This is a genomic window from Saccharopolyspora karakumensis (assembly GCF_004349225.1).
Taxonomy (GTDB): Bacteria; Actinomycetota; Actinomycetes; order Mycobacteriales; family Pseudonocardiaceae; genus Saccharopolyspora; species Saccharopolyspora endophytica.
This window is the reverse complement of the sequence record NZ_SMLA01000001.1, coordinates 1-16854: the sequence shown is the minus strand read 5'-3', so window position 1 is coordinate 16854 and position 16854 is coordinate 1. Positions and strand designations below refer to the sequence as shown.

The window sequence follows — 16854 nt, the reverse complement described above, 5'->3', positions numbered from 1 at the left end:
GTGCGAGTGCTGGCAGCCATGAGCGGTGGAGTGGACTCCGCGGTCGCGGCGGCGCGGGCGGTCGCTGCAGGTCACGACGTGGTCGGAGTGCACCTGGCGCTGTCGGCGAAGCCCGGGACGCTGCGCACCGGTGCGCGGGGGTGCTGCACCATCGAGGATTCCCGCGATGCGCGCCGCGCCGCGGACCTGCTGGGCATCCCGTTCTACGTGTGGGACTTCGCGGAGCGCTTCACCGAGGAGGTCATCGAGACCTTCGTCGGTGAGTACGCCGCCGGCCGCACCCCGAACCCGTGCTTGACCTGCAACGAGAAGATCAAGTTCGAGGCGTTGCTGGAGAAGGCGATGGCGCTGGGCTTCGACGCGGTCTGCACCGGCCACTACGCCCGTCTGTCCGTGGTGGACGGTGTTCCGGAGCTGCGGCGCAGCCGCGACGAGGGCAAGGACCAGTCCTACGTGCTCGCGTCGCTGACCTCCGAGCAGCTGCGGCACTCGATGTTCCCGCTCGGCGGTTCGCTGAAGTCCGAGGTCCGCGAGGAGGCCGCCGAGCAGGACCTGGCGGTGGCCAAGAAGCCCGACAGCCACGACATCTGCTTCATCCCGGACGGCGACACCAAGAGCTTCCTGGAGAACAAGCTCGGGCAGGCCCCGGGGCAGCTCGTCGACGAGGAGACCGGCGCGGTCCTCGGCGAGCACACCGGCGTGCACGGTTTCACGATCGGCCAGCGCAAGGGGCTGGGCATCGACGCCCCCGCCGCGGACGGCAAGCCGCGCTACGTCCTGTCCCTCGAACCGGTTTCGGGCACGGTGACGGTCGGTTCGCGCGAGCGTCTCGCGGTCACCGAGATCGACGCGAAGCGCCCGATCTGGCCGTCCGAGCAGCCCCTCGACGGCCCGACCGAGTGCGTCATCCAGGTCCGCGCTCACGGCGGCACGGCCGACGCGGTCGCCGAGTTCGACGGCGAGAACTTCACGATCCAGCTCCGCCAAGCCCTCCAAGGCGTGGCCCCCGGCCAGGCGGTCGTCCTCTACCGCCCGGACGAAGCCGGAGACCTCGTCCTGGGCAGCGGAATCATCTCCGCCACCCGCTGACCGCTTCGGCGTTGAGGTCGACTGGTTCTTCGCGCGGTGGCTCACCGGAGATCGTGGTGTGGACGCTCGCGAGCAGGGCGCCCAGCCCGGCCAGGACGGTTGCGGCTTCGGCGAGTTGGGCTGCGTCGAGGCGGTCGGCGCCGGCGTCGGAGGCGAGGTCGTCGAGGAGCCACTGCGCTTGGCGGAGGCGCACGGCGAGGACCGTGGACTGCGCGGTCACCGCGCAGGAATCCCGGCCAGGCGGAGAGCTTCCTCGTAGCAGGTCGGGCAGGTGTCCCAGAACCAGCCGAACTCGCTGTTCTCGGCGACGAGCTCCTGCCCGCACAAGGTCGTGACCTCGGGGCCGGTCGGGTAGGAGCGCCCGTGCGGGTGCTCGTCCAGACTCGCGTGCCTCCGCCCCTCGCACGGCACCCAGTGGAACGGATACATCGGACTCCTCGGTTCTGCTCAGAGTGACTGGTTCCGGGAACCATGGTTTCGTGGTCGGACCACCTGATCAATTACCCGAAAGAGCGTTCTCACCTGCGGTTTTATCCGGATATGATCGGTTCATGGCCCGAACCACCAAGGCGAATCCGCGTGCTCGCGCGCTGGGAGCTGAGCTGCGACAACTACGGGAAGACGCCGGCTTCGGTGTTCGGGAGTTGGGACGCGTCCTGGGCGTTGGGCACACCACGATCTGGCGATACGAGTCCGGTCTCAAGCCTCCGACACCGGAAGAGGTCGCCAGCGTCCTCACCGCGCTCGGTGTGAAGGGTGAGGACAAGGAACGGGTCATCGGTGGCGCTCGTGCTGTCCGAGACCCGAACTGGTTGACGTCGGGATTTCCTGGTGTGAAGGGCGAGCTCGCGGTCATGGCGGATTTCGAGCGGACCGCGACCGCCATCACCGAGGTCCAGATGCACGTCGTGCCCGGACTGTTCCAGACCCGCGACTACATGAGCTCCATCATGGGGCCATTGCCCAGAGCGACCCGTGAAGCGCGAGTGGCGTTCCGTCTCAGCCGCAGAGAGATTCTGGACGCGCTGAATCCGCCTGAGTACGTCGTCGTGCTCGGCGAAGCGGCCCTCCGCGAGGTCTTCGGTGGGCCTGAGGTGATGGGTGAGCAGCTGCGCTACCTGATGAAGGTCGCCGAACGCCCCGGGGTGACGGTTCAGGTTCTGCCGTTCGGTGCGACGGACTGGCATCCAGCCCACGCGGGATCGTTCATGCTGTTCGAGTTCGGTGATCAGGATCCGATCGTGCACCTGGAGCACTACCGGACAGCAGCCTTCCTGCGTAACGTCAAGGACGTTCGCGACTACCAGGAGGCCGCGATCGATCTGCGACGACGAGCGATGAGTCCAGCGGAGTCACGTGATTTCATGGGCAGTCGTCTGCAAGCGATCGAAAGCGAGTTGCTCTGATGGCGTTACGTGAACCTATGAGCTGGCGGAAGTCATCTCGGTCTCATCAGGAGACAGCGTGCGTCGAGGTCGGCTCCGTGGGTTCTGGTGCTGCGGTGCGGGATTCGAAGAACCTCGACGCCGGGTACTTCACGACGACCTCGCGGCAGTGGCGATTATTCATCGAAGCCCTGAAGGCCGACCGCTTCGAGCGCTGACCGCCCCGACCACCGACGATCTAGTGCTCTCCGGTTTGTCGGGTTAGTGTCTGGCCTCACACGACGGAGTGGGAGGTCCGATGGTGGAGCTTCGGGGGAGCGCGGTCCCGGACGTGGTGCGGCGCAGCGCGGCGCGCGTGGGCGATCGGGAGGCGCTGCGGTTCGTCGATTCCGGCGGCAACGAGCGGGTCTGGACCTACGCCGAGCTCGACGCCGCGGTCAGCCGGGCTGCCGGGTTCCTGCTGGAGGCGGGGGCGGTCAAGGGCGATCGGATCGCCGCCTACGGCAAGAACTCCGACGCTTATCTGATCGGCTTCCTGGCCTGCGCCAGGGCGGGACTGGTGCACGTGCCGATCAACTACAACCTGACCGGAGGGGAACTTTCCTATCTCCTCTCCCAGTCGGGCAGTTCCCTCGCGCTGGTCGATCCCGCTTTGATGGGCAACGTCGATGCGGTGCGGGAGGAAAGTTCCCCGCAGCAGGTCATCCCGCTGCGCGACGAGACGGGATCTTTGCTGTCGCGCAGCGTCGAAGGGGAGGTTCCTGTCATCGACGTCGTGGTCGCGGACGACGACCTCGTGCAGCTGCTCTACACCTCCGGCACCACGTCGCTGCCCAAGGGCGCGATGATGACGCACCGCGCGCTGCTGCACGAGTACGTCTCCTGCCTGCAGGCGCTGGACTTCGGCGAGAACGACCTGCCGCTGCACGTGATGCCGCTGTACCACTCGGCGCAGATGCACGTGTTCCTGCTGCCGCACTTGATGATCGGCGCGAGCAACCTCCTCGTCGAAGTGCCCGATCCGGCCGACATCCTGCGCCGCATCGAGAGCGAGCGGATCACGTCCTTCTTCGCCGCCCCCACGGTGTGGGTCGCGCTGGCCAACCACGCCGACTTCGCCACCCGCGACCTCAAGGCGCTGCGCAAGGCCTATTACGGCGCCTCGATCATGCCCGGGCCGGTGCTGCAGCGACTCCGCGATCAGTTGCCCGAACTGGGTTTCTACAACTGCTTCGGGCAGTCCGAGATCGCGCCGCTGGCCACCGTGCTGCGCCCGGAGGAGCACGAGGAGCGGCCGGACTCCGCCGGTCGGCCGGTGCTGTTCGTCGAGGCCAAGGTCGTCGACGACCAGGGCGAGGAGGTCCCGGCGGGCGAGCTCGGCGAGATCGTCTACCGCTCCCCGCAGCTGTGCACCGGGTACTGGGACAAGCCGGAGGAGACCGACGAGGCCTTCCGCGGCGGCTGGTTCCACTCCGGTGACCTGGTGCGACGCGACGAGGCCGGCTACTGCTTCGTCGTCGACAGGATCAAGGACGTGATCAACACCGGTGGTGTGCTGGTCGCCTCCCGCGAGGTGGAGGACGCCCTCTACGCGCACCCGGCCGTGGCGGAGGTGGCCGTCATCGCGGTCCCGGACCCGAAGTGGATCGAGCGGATCGCGGCCGTCGTCGTCACCAAGGACGAGGTCACCGAGCAGGAACTCATCGACCACGCCCGCGACACCCTCGCCGGCTTCAAGGTGCCCAAGCAGATCCGCTTCGTCGACGACCTCCCCCGCAACAGCTCCGGGAAGCTCCTCAAGCGAGTCCTCCGCGACGAACTCGCCTGAACCCGAAACGCCGACCCGCCCGCCCGGGCTGCGGCGTGGGTCCGGTCGATAATGGGTGGGTGACTGAATCTGTTTGGGGACCGGGTGTGGCCACTGCCGTCGGGTCTGTGCCGGGGACCGACCCGGTGGAGGCCGCGCGGACGGTGGTCGGGGAGTTGCCGGAGCTGATGCCGGTGCCCGAGCTGCCCGCGCGCGGGGTCGGGGCCGACATCCTCGGGCGGACGGCCGGGCTGCTGGTCGACCTGGCGGTCGAAGTCGTGCCGTCCGGTTACCGCGTGGCCGGTACGCCCGGGATGGATCACCGGCGGGCCGTGGACCTGCTGCGCTGGGACCTCGACGCGCTGGAGCAGGCCGTCGCCGAAGCCGGTGCGCCTCGGGTCGTGAAGGTGCAGGCGGCCGGGCCGTGGACGCTCACCGCCGGGATCGAGCTGATGCGCGGGCACCGGGTGCTCACCGACGGCGGCGCGTTGCGGGACTTCGCCGAATCGCTCACCGAAGGCCTGATCGCGCACGCCGAGCAGGTCACCGCGCGCACCGGCTCGAGGGTCGTGGTGCAGCTGGACGAGCCGTCGCTGCCCGCCGTGCTGCGGGGCTCGCTGCCCACTCCCTCGGGGTACGGCAACGTGCCGGCCGTGCCCGAGCCCGATGTGCAGCGGCTGCTCGGCGAGGTCATCGAAAAGCTCGCCACGGCAACGGGATCACCCGTCGTCGTGCACTGCTGCGCGAAGCGCCCGCCCGTCGAGCTGCTGCGCCGCGCCGGGGCCGGGGCGATCTCGCTGGACGCCTCCGGGCTCGGCGACGTCACCGGCACGTTCGCCGACGAGCTCGGGGAGGCGTGGGAAGAGGGGACCGCCCTGTTCCTCGGACTGACCCCCAGCCTCGAACCGGCGGGCCAGGTCGACCTGCGCGGCATCGCCCAGCCCGCGTTCGACCTGGCGACCCGGCTCGGGTTCGGCAAGAAGACCCTCGCCGAACGAGCCGTGCCGACCCCCACCTGCGGCCTCGCCGGAGCAACACCGGCCTGGTCGCGCCGAGCCCTGTCCCTGACCAAGGACCTGGCCACGCTCTTCGCCGACGAAGCCGAATCCTGATCCGACGTCGTCCTCCGGTGGCGGATCGGCGTGCCGTTCACGGATTTCCGCCCGGTTGGTGTCCATTGTGGAATTGGGTGTGGGCGCGTCCGTTTGGACCGGTTGGTGTGGTCTCGTTGTCCGAATGTTTTGCGAAAATGGCCGTGGTCTGACCTTTGCGCTGGTAGGAAGAGCACCTGTGGGCAGTCATTGCGTCGGCGAGCTTGACCGCGTCGCTTGGATCGAGCGCAGCACGATCCGGGACGCGGCGTGCCTGACCCTGGTCCGGAACAGCGACCTCGGTCGGGTGGCCGAGTCGTTCGGGGCCGTCACGTCGCACGGGCGGTCGTTGGACATCGACGAGTTCTGCGAGGAGGCCTACGCCTACCAGGAGAAGCACCCGATGATCGGGCTGCGCTCCGTCGGGGAGTGGACCCTCGTCGTCGAGGACAGCGGTGACCAGGGGGTTCGCCCCGAAGTGCTGCGCCGGGCGGCACGTCCTGAAGCCGTCTCCTGCTACTGGGACGAAGACGTGCGCACGCGGTTCGTGCACGCCGTCGACGGCGTGATCCAGACGTCCTTCGAAGCCGTGCTGCCCGAATACCGCGAAGGTGCCTTCCCGGACGCCCTGGAGGAGCACCGCGAACGACTTCCCTGGTCGCAGGCGGCGCCGGTGCCGCTGATGCTGGCCTTGGCCGGGCGGGTCACCGGGGAAGCACCCACCGAGGAATGGCTCGGCGGGGAGTTCCGCACCTACCCGGTCGCGCCGTGGCCGGACGACCTCGTCTCGATGCCGCTGGGCGACCTCGACGGCTATCCCGCGGAGATGCTGACCGCGCTGCGGGCCGCCGGTGAGCACGACCAGCGGCGCGTGCTGCGGTCCCTCGCCCGCTACGTCGCCACCACCGCCGACTGCATGGACCTGCCCGTCGTGCAGCGCATCCTCGCCGGGGTCCGCCCCGAGTGCGCCGAAGTCGACCAGACGCTGCGCGAACTGGTGTGGAACGGGATCTGGGAGCGGCCCGCGCTGGTCAGCCGCAACCGGCTGCACGCGATGCAGGTGCTGCGGCAGGTCATGCACGAGGATTCCCGCCGCGCCCTGTCCGGTGTCCTCACCGGCGTCACCGGTGTGCGCGGTGCCGAACCGGCGGCGATCACCGCGATCGTCCGCGACGAGCTGCCGGGCTGAAATTCCTCGTCCTGCCACGGCGGGCTCCGGCGGGCGGCACAATAGTTCCCATGTTCAGGTTCCTGCGCCGCCGCGACGCCGAAGTGCCCGCCGAACCGGTCGACGTCCCCGCCGAGGCCGCGGAGCGCGCGACGACGTTCTGGCAGTGGTGGGACGACAACCTCCCCGAGATCGCCTCCGCGCTCGGTGACAACGAGCCGCAGCGCATCGAGAACCTCGTCGCCGAGGCCGTCGCCGGCGTCCACCCGGACCTGACCTTCAGCATCGAGCACGGCGAGGACGCCGCCTACGCGCTGGTCATCAGCAGCCAGGCCGACCCGGAGCTGCGGCCCTACACCGATGCGTGGATGGCCGCCGCGCCTGCCGCCGACACGCTGTGGGAGTACCACGACTCGGTTCCGGCCGTGCCCGATCCCACCGAGGTCACGGTGAACCTGCGCGGCGAGAAGTACCCGCTCGACCAGGTCCGGATCGCAGCGCAGGTCGACGAGGACGAGGGGCTGGTCGACGTCGCCGTGTACCACCCGGGTTTCCACGCGCTCGACGACAACGCGCGCCGGGCCCTGACCTTCCTGCCGCTGGACGCCACCCTCGGTGAGCGGCTCGCCGCCGACCGGCTGGGGCGCGTCGAAACCGCCGAGGCCGAACCCGAAGGCACCATCGGTTTGCTCGAACTGCGCGAGCTCGTGCGCGAGTTGGACCGCAACGCGCAGTGAGCCGCTGCGTGCCGGTGTCGGGGTCGCTCGTTAGTCTCGGGGCGTGACCAGCAAGGACGTTCACGAGCTCAATCCCAGCGAGGACGCCGAGGGCGTGCCCGCCGACCCCGCCGCCGCGAGCGCGGCCGAAGGCGTCGAGGACGTGCCGCCCGACGTGCGCGAACAGTACGCGGAGCTCGCCGAGGAGGTGCGCGGCCACCAGTTCCGCTACTACGTGCTGGACTCGCCCACGATCTCCGACGGCGAGTTCGACGAGCTGTTCACCCGGCTCCAGCGGATGGAGTCCGAGCATCCCGCGCTGCAGGCTCCCGACTCGCCCACGCAGGTGGTCGGCGGCACCTTCTCCACCGCGTTCACGCCGGTCGCGCACCTGGAGCGCATGCTCAGCCTCGACAACGCCTTCGACTCCGAGGAGCTGGCGGCGTGGGTCGAGCGCGTGGAGCGCGAGGTCGGCAGCGGGGCCCACTACCTCTGCGAGCTCAAGATCGACGGGCTCGCCGTCAACCTGCTCTACCGCGACGGCCACCTGGAGCGGGCGCTGACCCGCGGTGACGGCCGCACCGGCGAGGACGTCACGCTCAACGTGCGCACCATGGGCGACGTGCCCGAGCAGCTCACCGGCACCGACGAGTACCCGGTTCCGGGCCTGGTGGAGGTGCGCGGCGAGATCTTCTTCCGCGTCGACGAGTTCGCCGAGCTCAACGCCAAGCTGGTCGACGCGGGCAAGGAGCCGTTCGCCAACCCGCGCAACGCCGCCGCCGGATCGCTGCGCCAGAAGGACCCGCGGGTGAGCCGATCCCGGCCGCTGCGGCTGATCTGCCACGGACTGGGCAGGCGGGAGGGTTTCGAGCCGGAGCGCCAGTCGGAGTCCTACGCGGCGCTCAAGGCGTGGGGTCTGCCGGTGTCGCGGCACACGGTGGTGCTGTCCGCTGTGGATGAAGTGCTCGGGCACATCCAGCACTGGGGCAAGAACCGCGACTCCGCCGAGCACGAGATCGACGGCGTGGTCATCAAGGTCGACGAGGTCCCGCTGCAGCGCAGGCTCGGCGCCACCTCGCGCGCGCCGCGCTGGGCGATCGCCTACAAGTACCCGCCGGAGCAGGCCACCACCAAGCTGCTGAACATCGAGGTCAACGTGGGCCGCACCGGCAGGGTCACGCCGTTCGCGGTGATGGAGCCGGTCAAGGTCGCCGGTTCGACGGTGTCGATGGCGACCCTGCACAACGCCGACGAGGTGCGCCGCAAGGGCGTGTTCATCGGGGACCGCGTGGTCATCCGCAAGGCCGGTGACGTGATCCCCGAGGTCCTCGGTCCGGTCGCCGACGTGCGCACGGGTGACGAGCGCGAGTTCGTCATGCCGGAGGCGTGCCCGGAGTGCGGTGCGCGGCTGGCGCAGCAGAAGGAGGGCGACGTCGACCTGCGCTGCCCGAACGCCCAGGGCTGTCCGGGTCAGCAGCGGGAGCGGTTGTTCTACCTGGCCAGCCGCAAGGTCCTCGACATCGACGCGCTGGGGTACGAGGGCGCCTCCGCGCTGCTCAACGCGGGTGTGCTCGGCGACGAGGGCGACCTGTTCGACCTCGACGAGGCGAAGCTGCTCAAAACGCCGCTGTACACGACGAAGGAGGGCAACCTCTCGGCCAACGGCGCCAAGCTGCTGGCGAACCTGGAGGAGGCCAAGCGGAAACCGCTGTGGCGGGTCCTGGTGGGGCTGTCGATCCGGCACGTCGGGCCGACCGCGGGGCAGGCGTTGGCGCGGGAGTTCGTGACGCTGGAGCGGATCGAGCAGGCCTCCGAGGAGGAGCTGGCCAACACCGACGGCGTCGGGCCGACGATCGCCAGGGCCGTGCGCGAGTGGTTCGCCGTGGAGTGGCACCGCGAGATCGTGCGCAAGTGGCGCGAGGCCGGGGTGCGGATGGCCGATGAGCGCGACGAGTCGATCCCGCGGACGCTGGAAGGCATGTCGATCGTGGTCACCGGGACGTTGCAGCAGTACTCCCGGGACGAGGCCAAGGAATCGATCATGGCCCGCGGCGGCCGGGCGGCCGGTTCGGTGTCGAAGAAGACCGCGTTCGTCGTGGTCGGCGACTCGCCGGGCTCGAAGTACGACAAGGCCATGCAGCTGAAGGTCCCGGTGCTCGACGAGGACGGTTTCACCGTGCTGCTGCAGCAGGGGCCGGAAGCGGCCACCGAGCGGGCGCTGCCCCCGGAGGAGTGAGAGAACCGCTGGGGCGGGGTGGCAGGATCGCTGCCATGGCAACGATTCGAGCCGCCCTGCCGGCGGAGTACGAGGTCGTGGGGGAGATCGCGGCCAAGGCCTACGCGGATGCGGGCAACGCCCCCGACTACTACCTGTCCGTGCTGCGCGACGCCGCCGACCGCGCGGCCAACGCCGAACTGCTCGTCGCCCTCCACGACGGACGCCCCGTCGGCACGGTGACGGTGGTCCGTCCTGGTGATCCCTACGCCGAGATCTGCCGGCCGGGGGAGATGGAGTTCCGGATGCTGGCGGTCGACCCGGAGTCGGGTTGCCGCAGCATCGGCCGGGAGCTGGTCGAGGCGGTCCTGGACCGGGCTCGGGCCGAGGGCGTGGGTCGCGTCGTGCTGTGCGTGTCGGAGACGGCGCACCGGCCGCGGCGGCTGTACGAGCGAATGGGGTTCCAGCGGACGCCCGAGCGCGACTGGAGCCCCACCGACGACATCCGCCTCCTCGCCCACGGCCTCCACCTCTGACCACCTCCGGCGCGGCGGGGCGTCGGTGAGGTGCGCGCCAGAGGGGCCCGGGGATCAGCCGTCGAGGACGACCGAGACGATGCCCGCGAGGTGGGCGAGGCGAGCGAGTTCCGCTGCGCGGAACATCGGGCCGCCGGGGCGTCCCGCGAGCAGGACGCGGTCGGGCTTGCCGATGGGGGTGGCGGCCAGCTCGGTGCCCAGCTCCTGCCAGGTCTCCGGCACCCAGGTCTCGTCGCCGTCGAGGATCGTGGCGCGCGGCAGCGGCAGCCACGGCAGCTCCAGGTAGCCCTCCTGCGGCGCGGAGGTGCTGGCGGCCAGCTGCTCGGCGCCGCCGGAGCGGTGGCCGAACACGATCGCCCAACCCGATCGGATGATCTTCGGGACGCCTTCGGCGAAGATCTGCAGCCCGCGCGCCGGCTCGGCCGCGATCTCCTCGACCAGCTCCAGCTCGCGGTGGGTGTCCAGCACGCCCGCGTAGGGGCGGACGGCGTCGACCTCGACGCCGTCGATGGACTCGGCGGCGGTGATCAGCACGTCCGGTGGGCGCCCGGAGGGCAGCTCCACCACGAGGTCGTCGATGGCCACGCCGCCGATGCGTTCGACGACGTCGACGCTGAGGATGTCGGCACCGATCTCGCCGAGCGCGCTCGCCACCGACCCGAGGTTGCCGGGTCGATCCGGTATCTGCACCCGGATGAGGAAGGACACCGGACTCAACGCCTCCAGTTTCATGCACGACACCTCGCCGGCCGCGCGTTTTCCTCCGCCTGCTCGTCCGCTTGCGCGGCCGCTCGTGCGAGGAACACCGCGGGGAAATTGTGTCAGACGCGGCGTAGTCATCTTGCTACAGCACTCCACGGAGTAGAACGACCAGGCCATTCGCGAAAGTTCCCGGGCGCGCCTCGCCAGGCACGACCCCTGCCAGGTCTGGCAGCGTGGTCGCCATAGACTGGGATGTACTCGTAAACCGGACATGACCAGGGAGCCTTCGCAGTGTCCAAGATCTCCCGCGACGAGGTCGCACACCTCGCCGGCCTGGCGCGGCTGGCCGTCACCGAGGCCGAGCTCGACACCTTCGCAGGCCAGCTCGACCAGATCCTCGATGCGGTGGCGAAGGTGGGGCAGGTCGCTGCGGACGACATCCCACCCACGTCGCACGCCGTGCCGGTGACCAACGTTTTCCGCGAGGACGAGGTCCGCCCGGGCCTGACGCGCGAGCAGGCGCTCGCAGCGGCGCCCGCGGCCGAAGAGGACCGCTTCCGCGTTCCGCGCATTCTGACTGAGGAGGCCTGATGAGCCTGACCGGGCTGACCGCGTCCGAGCTGGCCGCCAAGCTGGCGGCAGGTGAGGTCACGTCGGTCGAGGTGACCCAGGCGCACCTGGACCGCATCGCCGCCGTGGACCCGCTGGTGCACGCGTTCCTGCACGTCGACGCCGACGGCGCGCTCGCCGCGGCCCGCAAGGCCGACGAGGACCGGGCCGCCGGCAAGGCCGCTTCGCCGCTGGCCGGTGTGCCGCTGGCGCTCAAGGACGTGCTGACCACCACCGACATGCCCACCACCGTCGGGTCGAAGATGCTCGAGGGCTGGATGGCGCCCTACGACGCGACCGTGACGCGCAGGCTGCGCGAGGCCGGTGTGGTCGTGCTGGGCAAGACCAACATGGACGAGTTCGCGATGGGCTCCTCCACCGAGAACTCCGCCTACGGTCCGACCCGGAACCCGTGGGACACCGACCGCATCCCGGGCGGCTCCGGCGGCGGTTCGTCGGCGGCGCTGGCCGCGTTCGAGGCACCGCTGGCCATCGGCACCGACACCGGCGGTTCCATCCGCCAGCCGGGCGCGGTGACCGGCACCGTCGGTGTGAAGCCCACCTACGGCGGCGTGTCCCGCTACGGCCTGGTGGCGTTCTCCTCGTCGCTGGACCAGCCGGGCCCGTGCGCGCGGACCGTGCTGGACGCGGCGCTGCTGCACGAGGTCATCGCCGGGCACGACCCGATGGACTCCACCTCGATCGACCAGCCGGTGCCGCAGGTGGTCGAGGCCGCCAAGCAGGGGGCCAACGGCGACCTGACCGGTGTGAAGGTCGGTGTGGTCCGCGAGTTCTCCGGTGACGGCTACCAGCCGGGCGTGCAGCGCGCCTTCGACGCCGCGGTCGCGCAGCTGTCGAAGCTGGGTGCCGAGGTCGTCGAGGTCTCGTGCCCGCACTTCGACTACGCGCTGGGCGCCTACTACCTGATCGCGCCGAGCGAGTGCTCGTCGAACCTGGCCCGCTTCGACTCGATGCGCTACGGCCTGCGCGTCGGCGACGACGGTGAGAACAGCGCCGAGCAGGTCATGTCGATGACCCGCGAGGCCGGTTTCGGCCCCGAGGTCAAGCGGCGCATCATGCTCGGCACCTACGCGCTGTCCTCGGGCTACTACGACGCCTACTACGGCCAGGCGCAGAAGGTGCGGACGCTGATCACCCGCGACTTCACCGCCGCGTTCGAGCAGGTCGACGTGCTGGTCTCGCCGACCACCCCGACGACGGCGTTCAAGATCGGGGAGCGGGTCGACGACCCGATGGCGATGTACCTCGCCGACCTGTGCACGATCCCGTCCAACCTGGCGGGCAACGCGTCCATGAGCATTCCCTGCGGACTGTCCGATGAGGACGGTCTGCCGGTGGGTCTGCAGATCATGGCGCCCGCGATGGCCGACGACCGGCTCTACCGGGTCGGTGCGGCCTACGAGGTCGCCCGCGACGAGGCCGAGGGCGGTCCGCTGATCAACCGAGTGCCCGAGCTGGGAGCGGCCGTATGAGCCGCTCCCACGCCACCGATGCAGGAGGTCGCAAAGTGAACCCGAAGTTGAAGGCAGCGTTCCAGCTCGCTTCCGTGCTCTCGGCGGCCTTCGGGCTGAAGGCGAGCTACAAGGCCGCCCGCGAGAAGAACGACAAGCTCGAACTGGCCGACGTCATCATCACCACGCTCGGCCTGATCACCGGTACCGCGCTGGCGGTGCGCGCACTGCGCAAGGGGAGTGACGAGGAGTGACCGCGGTCGCCGAGATCATGGACTACGACGAGGTGCTGGCCCGGTTCGACCCGGTGCTGGGCCTCGAGGTCCACGTCGAGCTCTCCACCAAGACCAAGATGTTCTGCGGCTGCGCCAACGCGTTCGGCGCCGAGCCCAACACCCAGGTCTGCCCGGTGTGCCTGGGCCTGCCGGGTGCGCTGCCCGCGGTCAACGGCAAGGCCGTCGAGGCCGCGATCCGGATCGGTCTGGCGCTCAACTGCCAGGTCGCGGAGTGGTGCCGGTTCGCCCGGAAGAACTACTTCTACCCGGACATGCCGAAGAACTTCCAGACCTCGCAGTACGACGAGCCGATCGTCTTCGACGGTCACCTCGACGTGGTGCTCGACGACGGCGAGACGTTCCGCGTCGACATCGAGCGGGCGCACATGGAGGAGGACACCGGCAAGTCGCTGCACATGGGCGGTGCCACCGGTCGCATCCACGGCGCCGACTACTCGCTGCTGGACTACAACCGGGCCGGCGTGCCGCTGATCGAGATCGTCACCAAGCCGATCACCGGTGCCGGTGAGCGCGCCCCCGAGGTCGCCCGCGCCTACGTGACCGCGCTGCGCGACCTGCTGCGCGCGCTGAACGTCTCCGACGTGCGGATGGACCAGGGTTCGCTGCGCTGCGACGCGAACGTGTCGCTGATGCCCAAGGGCGCCGACGAGTTCGGCACGCGCACCGAGACCAAGAACGTCAACTCGCTGCGCAGCGTAGAGCGCGCGGTGCGCTTCGAGATGCAGCGGCACGCGGCGGTGCTGACCTCCGGCGGGTCGATCCGGCAGGAGACCCGGCACTTCGACGAGTCCACCGGGTCCACCTCGGCGGGCCGGCCCAAGGAGACGCAGGAGGACTACCGGTACTTCCCGGAGCCCGACCTGGTGCCGATCGCGCCGTCGCGCGAGTGGGTCGAGGAGCTGTCCAAGACCCTGCCGGAGCTGCCGTGGGAGCGCCGTCGGCGCGCCAAGGAGGAGTGGGGCCTGTCCGACGAGGAGCTCCGGGACCTCGTCAACGCCGGTGCCCTGGAGCTCATTGCCGAGACGGTCGAGGCCGGTGCGGCTCCGGGCGACGCCCGCTCCTGGTGGGTCGCCTACCTGTCGCAGCAGGCCAACGCGCGCGGCGTCGAGCTGGCCGACCTGGACATCACGCCGAAGCAGGTCGCGCGCGTCGCGGCGCTGGTCGGCGAGGGCAAGCTGACCAACAAGCTGGCCCGCCAGGTCGTCGACGGAGTGCTCGACGGCGAGGGTGAGCCGGACGAGGTCGTCGCTGCTCGCGGTCTGGAGGTCGTCTCCGACGACTCCGAGCTGCAGAAGGCGGTCGACGAGGCGCTGGCGGCGCAGCCGGACATCGCGGAGAAGATCCGCGGCGGCAAGGTCCAGGCTGCCGGGGCCGTGGTCGGTTCGGTCATGAAGGCCACCAAGGGCCAGGCCGACGCCAAGCGGGTCCGCGAACTCGTCCTCAAGGCCTGCGGCCAGTAATCACGCACACCGAGAACGCCCCCGGCCGCGCGGTCGGGGGCGTTCTCCTGTCAGCGGATGGTGGCGATGTAGCCGTCCGGGCGGATGAGGACCGTGGTTCCCGGGGTGACGTCGTAGGTCTCGTAGGCGTCGACGTCGGTGAGGGAACCTTCCTCGCATCCTCGGGTCATGCGAAGGGGACGGATGTGCGCTTCGGTGGCGGGAACTTCCGCGTCGAAGGCCAGCAACGTCCAGCGGGTGCCTCGGAGCAGGTCGAAGAGGTTCACCTGGTCGCCTTCGGGGGTGCGGAGAAGGGAACCCGGAGCCCGGTCTCCTGCCCGGACGCGGCCGGGGTCGGTGCGGTGGTCGGTGGTGAGGGGACCGTGGCGGTAGCCGACGCCGAGCTGGGTGGTCTCCGGCCGCGCCGCAGCGCGTCGGGGCTTCCCCTGAGGGTCTTGCCGAGCAGGTCGGTGCTGATGCCGAGCACGCCCGCCGCGACGGGGCGGCGTTCGGCGTCGTAGCTGTCGAGCAGTTCGGGCGAGCCGTCGGCGAGCTTCCAGCCGAGGTTGTAGGCGTCCTGGACGCTCGTGTTCAGCCCTTGGCCGCCGGTCGGCGGGTGCACGTGCGCGGCGTCGCCGGCCAGGAACACCCGGCCTGAGCGGAAGGTCTCGGCCACCCGGGAGTTCGGCCGCCACACCGTCGCCCAGGTCAGCTCCCGGATCGTGACGTGCGCTGCGCCGACGTCGTCCAGCAGCCCTTGCACGTAGTCGGCGTCGGCCCTGATGTCGTGTGTGGAGGGCGGCCTCGCCGCGCACTGCAGCACATCGGTTCCCGCGAGCGGGGTGACGCTGACGCCGCATCCGGGTTCGGTGGCCGAGGCGAACCAGTGGGCGAGCTCGGGGTGGTCGAGGCCGGTGACGCGAGCGTCGAAGAGGACCATCTTCGCGTCCTCGTCGGTGTCGCCGAGGAAGTCGACGCCGAGTTCCCCGCGGACCGTGCTGCGGCCGCCGTCGGTGCCGACCAGGTACTCGGCTCGGATGTCTCCGCTGGTCAGCGAGGCTGTGACGCCGTCGTCGTCCTGGTGCAGGCGCAGCAGGGCCGTGCCGCGTTCGACCTTCACGCCGAGTTCGGCGAGGCGGTCGCGGAGGATCTCCTCGGTGCGCCACTGGGGAACCATCCACCCGTTGGGATGCGGCACCTGAGGGGTCGGTTCGACCCGTTCCGCCATGCGCCGTTCGCCGGTGGGCTCGCCGCCGGAGTAGGTGCGGAACGAGGGCGGGAACATTCCTGCCGCCAGCACCTCGTCGAGGACGCCGAGGTCGTCGAAGACCTCCAGGGTGCGCGGTTGGAGCCCATCACCTCGGGAGCCGGGCAGCGGCTGCTCGCTCACGTCGATGATCCGGCACGGAACGTCCCGCCTGGCCAGTTCGATGCCCAGCGTCAGTCCGGCGGGGCCTGCTCCGACGATCAGCACTCGGGTGTCCATCGCGCCTCCCTGGGTGAATTGTGATTCAGTGAATAGTGGTTCAGTGAACCGGTTGATAGGTTCCCCCGTCCAGGGGCGAAGGGGGAGCGACGATGCCGGGAACCACCCGCAAGGCGCGGGCGGCCGAGACCGAGGCCGCGCTCAAGGCCGCCGCGGTGCGGGTCTTCGGCAGGCAGGGGTACCTCAACCTCAAGATCACCGACATCACCGCCGAAGCCGGCCGATCGGCGGGGTCGTTCTACAACCACTTCACGAGCAAGGAAGAGCTCCTCGAAGCGCTGCTCGCCGACCTGCTGGAGGCCGGTGACTCGGCAGTGCTCTCCGATGAGCGGCACTCATCGGACTTCGGCGAACGCGACGCCATCCGCTGGCACGTCGCCGGGTTCTGGGACTTCTTCCGCGCCCACCGGGTCGTGCTCATCGCGCTGCGCCAAGCGGCGCTGGTCGACCAGCGCTTCGCCGACCGCGCCGCCGAAATCCTCGAACCGGACGTGCACCACCTCGCGGGCCACCTGGCCCACACCGAACGGCCGGAAGCGACCGCGATCGCCATCACCGGGCTCTGCCAGCAGTTCGCCTACGCCAAGCTCGTCGAGGAGCAGCCGATGCTGGCCGCGCTCACCGACGAGGACGTGATCGACATGCTCACCGGCCTGATCGACCGCGGAATCAACGGCTGAGAGCGCGACAACGGGCGCACGCCCGAGAGGTGGCTCCTAGGTTCTGTCCTGTAAGTCATCGGAGCCAGAGGATGATGGCGGCGATGGTGAGTTCGGCCTGGTAGTAGGCGGCGCGTTTGGCGTAGCGGGTGGCCAGGTCGCGGAATTGTTTGAGTCGGTTGAA

General features: G+C 70.0%; 19 protein-coding genes. 14 read left to right on the top strand and 5 right to left on the bottom strand.

Features of this window, described 5'->3' with window-relative positions; genetic code table 11:
• A complete protein-coding gene (mnmA, locus tag E1202_RS00095) occupies nucleotides 1-1089 on the top strand; it encodes a tRNA 2-thiouridine(34) synthase MnmA (RefSeq protein WP_132680208.1) in 1089 nt (362 codons plus the stop codon).
• Here mnmA and E1202_RS00090 read toward each other — a convergent pair.
• Together E1202_RS00090 and E1202_RS00085 are read right to left on the bottom strand one after the other, a co-directional pair.
• Entirely contained in the window at nucleotides 1070-1309 is a 240-nt protein-coding gene (locus E1202_RS00090; protein ID WP_132680207.1) for a hypothetical protein, read from the bottom strand. The two genes, mnmA and E1202_RS00090, sit on opposite strands and share 20 nt — an antisense overlap.
• On the bottom strand, nucleotides 1306-1518 hold the full coding sequence (locus E1202_RS00085; protein WP_132680206.1) for a zinc finger protein: 213 nt from the start codon (nucleotides 1516-1518) through the stop codon (nucleotides 1306-1308). Before E1202_RS00085 ends, E1202_RS00090 begins: the two co-directional genes overlap by 4 nt.
• Nucleotides 1519-1640: 122 nt before the next feature.
• Here E1202_RS00085 and E1202_RS00080 point away from each other — a divergent pair, with 122 nt between their 5' ends.
• From E1202_RS00080 to E1202_RS00045, 8 genes are all read left to right on the top strand, one after another.
• Nucleotides 1641-2495 carry a helix-turn-helix domain-containing protein gene (locus tag E1202_RS00080; protein WP_132680205.1) on the top strand — a complete coding sequence of 285 codons (855 nt, stop codon included), beginning with the start codon at nucleotides 1641-1643 and terminating at the stop codon, nucleotides 2493-2495.
• Entirely contained in the window at nucleotides 2495-2692 is a 198-nt protein-coding gene (locus E1202_RS00075; protein ID WP_132680204.1) for a DUF397 domain-containing protein, read from the top strand. The genes E1202_RS00080 and E1202_RS00075 overlap by 1 nt, the downstream gene beginning before the upstream one ends.
• 80 nt (nucleotides 2693-2772) lie before the next feature.
• Nucleotides 2773-4302: a fatty acyl-CoA synthetase gene (locus E1202_RS00070; protein WP_132680203.1), complete on the top strand. Its 1530-nt coding sequence runs from the start codon at nucleotides 2773-2775 to the stop codon at nucleotides 4300-4302.
• Between the two features lie 59 nt (nucleotides 4303-4361).
• A complete protein-coding gene (locus E1202_RS00065; RefSeq protein WP_132680202.1) occupies nucleotides 4362-5393 on the top strand; it encodes a uroporphyrinogen decarboxylase/cobalamine-independent methonine synthase family protein in 1032 nt (343 codons plus the stop codon).
• Nucleotides 5394-5571: 178 nt separating this feature from the next.
• Nucleotides 5572-6561 (top strand): DUF6461 domain-containing protein, encoded by a 990-nt coding sequence (locus E1202_RS00060; RefSeq protein ID WP_132680201.1) that lies wholly within the window; start codon nucleotides 5572-5574, stop codon nucleotides 6559-6561.
• Nucleotides 6562-6611: 50 nt separating this feature from the next.
• Nucleotides 6612-7277, top strand: coding sequence for a hypothetical protein (locus tag E1202_RS00055; RefSeq protein ID WP_132680200.1), 666 nt, complete (start codon nucleotides 6612-6614; stop codon nucleotides 7275-7277).
• 43 nt (nucleotides 7278-7320) lie between these two features.
• Nucleotides 7321-9492, top strand: a complete 2172-nt coding sequence (ligA, locus tag E1202_RS00050) for an NAD-dependent DNA ligase LigA (protein WP_132680199.1) — start codon at nucleotides 7321-7323, stop codon at nucleotides 9490-9492.
• 35 nt (nucleotides 9493-9527) lie between these two features.
• Nucleotides 9528-10007 carry a GNAT family N-acetyltransferase gene (locus E1202_RS00045; protein WP_132680198.1) on the top strand — a complete coding sequence of 160 codons (480 nt, stop codon included), beginning with the start codon at nucleotides 9528-9530 and terminating at the stop codon, nucleotides 10005-10007.
• 54 nt (nucleotides 10008-10061) lie between these two features.
• On the opposite strand, the gene E1202_RS00040 is transcribed toward E1202_RS00045, so the two are convergent.
• A complete protein-coding gene (locus E1202_RS00040; protein ID WP_165943697.1) occupies nucleotides 10062-10715 on the bottom strand; it encodes an ACT domain-containing protein in 654 nt (217 codons plus the stop codon).
• Nucleotides 10716-11000: 285 nt separating this feature from the next.
• Here E1202_RS00040 and gatC point away from each other — a divergent pair, with 285 nt between their 5' ends.
• Genes gatC through gatB form a run of 4 tightly spaced genes read left to right on the top strand, consistent with a single transcriptional unit; the run spans nucleotide 11001 to nucleotide 14546 of the window.
• Complete coding sequence (gene gatC / locus E1202_RS00035; protein WP_093413507.1) at nucleotides 11001-11300, top strand: Asp-tRNA(Asn)/Glu-tRNA(Gln) amidotransferase subunit GatC; 300 nt, start codon at nucleotides 11001-11003, stop codon at nucleotides 11298-11300.
• Nucleotides 11300-12811, top strand: coding sequence for an Asp-tRNA(Asn)/Glu-tRNA(Gln) amidotransferase subunit GatA (gene gatA, locus E1202_RS00030; protein ID WP_132680197.1), 1512 nt, complete (start codon nucleotides 11300-11302; stop codon nucleotides 12809-12811). The genes gatC and gatA overlap by 1 nt, the downstream gene beginning before the upstream one ends.
• A 35-nt stretch (nucleotides 12812-12846) precedes the next feature.
• Nucleotides 12847-13044, top strand: coding sequence for a hypothetical protein (locus tag E1202_RS00025; RefSeq protein WP_132676766.1), 198 nt, complete (start codon nucleotides 12847-12849; stop codon nucleotides 13042-13044).
• Nucleotides 13041-14546, top strand: coding sequence for an Asp-tRNA(Asn)/Glu-tRNA(Gln) amidotransferase subunit GatB (gene gatB, locus E1202_RS00020; RefSeq protein ID WP_132676768.1), 1506 nt, complete (start codon nucleotides 13041-13043; stop codon nucleotides 14544-14546). The genes E1202_RS00025 and gatB overlap by 4 nt, the downstream gene beginning before the upstream one ends.
• A gap of 50 nt (nucleotides 14547-14596) precedes the next feature.
• On the opposite strand, the gene E1202_RS31985 is transcribed toward gatB, so the two are convergent.
• Both E1202_RS31985 and E1202_RS00015 read right to left on the bottom strand, forming a co-directional pair.
• Entirely contained in the window at nucleotides 14597-14812 is a 216-nt protein-coding gene (locus tag E1202_RS31985) for a hypothetical protein (protein WP_235877459.1), read from the bottom strand.
• Entirely contained in the window at nucleotides 14809-16011 is a 1203-nt protein-coding gene (locus tag E1202_RS00015; protein WP_235877457.1) for an FAD-dependent monooxygenase, read from the bottom strand. Before E1202_RS00015 ends, E1202_RS31985 begins: the two co-directional genes overlap by 4 nt.
• A 92-nt stretch (nucleotides 16012-16103) precedes the next feature.
• On the opposite strand from E1202_RS00015, the gene E1202_RS00010 reads away from it, so the two are divergent.
• Nucleotides 16104-16691: a TetR/AcrR family transcriptional regulator gene (locus E1202_RS00010; RefSeq protein ID WP_132680196.1), complete on the top strand. Its 588-nt coding sequence runs from the start codon at nucleotides 16104-16106 to the stop codon at nucleotides 16689-16691.
• The last annotated feature ends 163 nt before the right edge of the window (nucleotides 16692-16854 follow it).

What these genes read in the sequence shown, in the direction of transcription:
- E1202_RS00085 (WP_132680206.1), bottom strand. Translation starts at nt 1,518, where the DNA reads ATGTATCCGTTCCACTGGGTGCCGTGCGAGGGGCGGAGGCACGCGAGT.
- E1202_RS00080 (WP_132680205.1), top strand. Translation starts at nt 1,641, where the DNA reads ATGGCCCGAACCACCAAGGCGAATCCGCGTGCTCGCGCGCTGGGAGCT.
- E1202_RS00075 (WP_132680204.1), top strand. Translation starts at nt 2,495, where the DNA reads ATGGCGTTACGTGAACCTATGAGCTGGCGGAAGTCATCTCGGTCTCAT.
- E1202_RS00070 (WP_132680203.1), top strand. Translation starts at nt 2,773, where the DNA reads ATGGTGGAGCTTCGGGGGAGCGCGGTCCCGGACGTGGTGCGGCGCAGC.
- E1202_RS00055 (WP_132680200.1), top strand. Translation starts at nt 6,612, where the DNA reads ATGTTCAGGTTCCTGCGCCGCCGCGACGCCGAAGTGCCCGCCGAACCG.
- E1202_RS00045 (WP_132680198.1), top strand. Translation starts at nt 9,528, where the DNA reads ATGGCAACGATTCGAGCCGCCCTGCCGGCGGAGTACGAGGTCGTGGGG.
- gatA (WP_132680197.1), top strand. Translation starts at nt 11,300, where the DNA reads ATGAGCCTGACCGGGCTGACCGCGTCCGAGCTGGCCGCCAAGCTGGCG.
- E1202_RS00015 (WP_235877457.1), bottom strand. Translation starts at nt 16,011, where the DNA reads ATGGACACCCGAGTGCTGATCGTCGGAGCAGGCCCCGCCGGACTGACG.
- E1202_RS00010 (WP_132680196.1), top strand. Translation starts at nt 16,104, where the DNA reads ATGCCGGGAACCACCCGCAAGGCGCGGGCGGCCGAGACCGAGGCCGCG.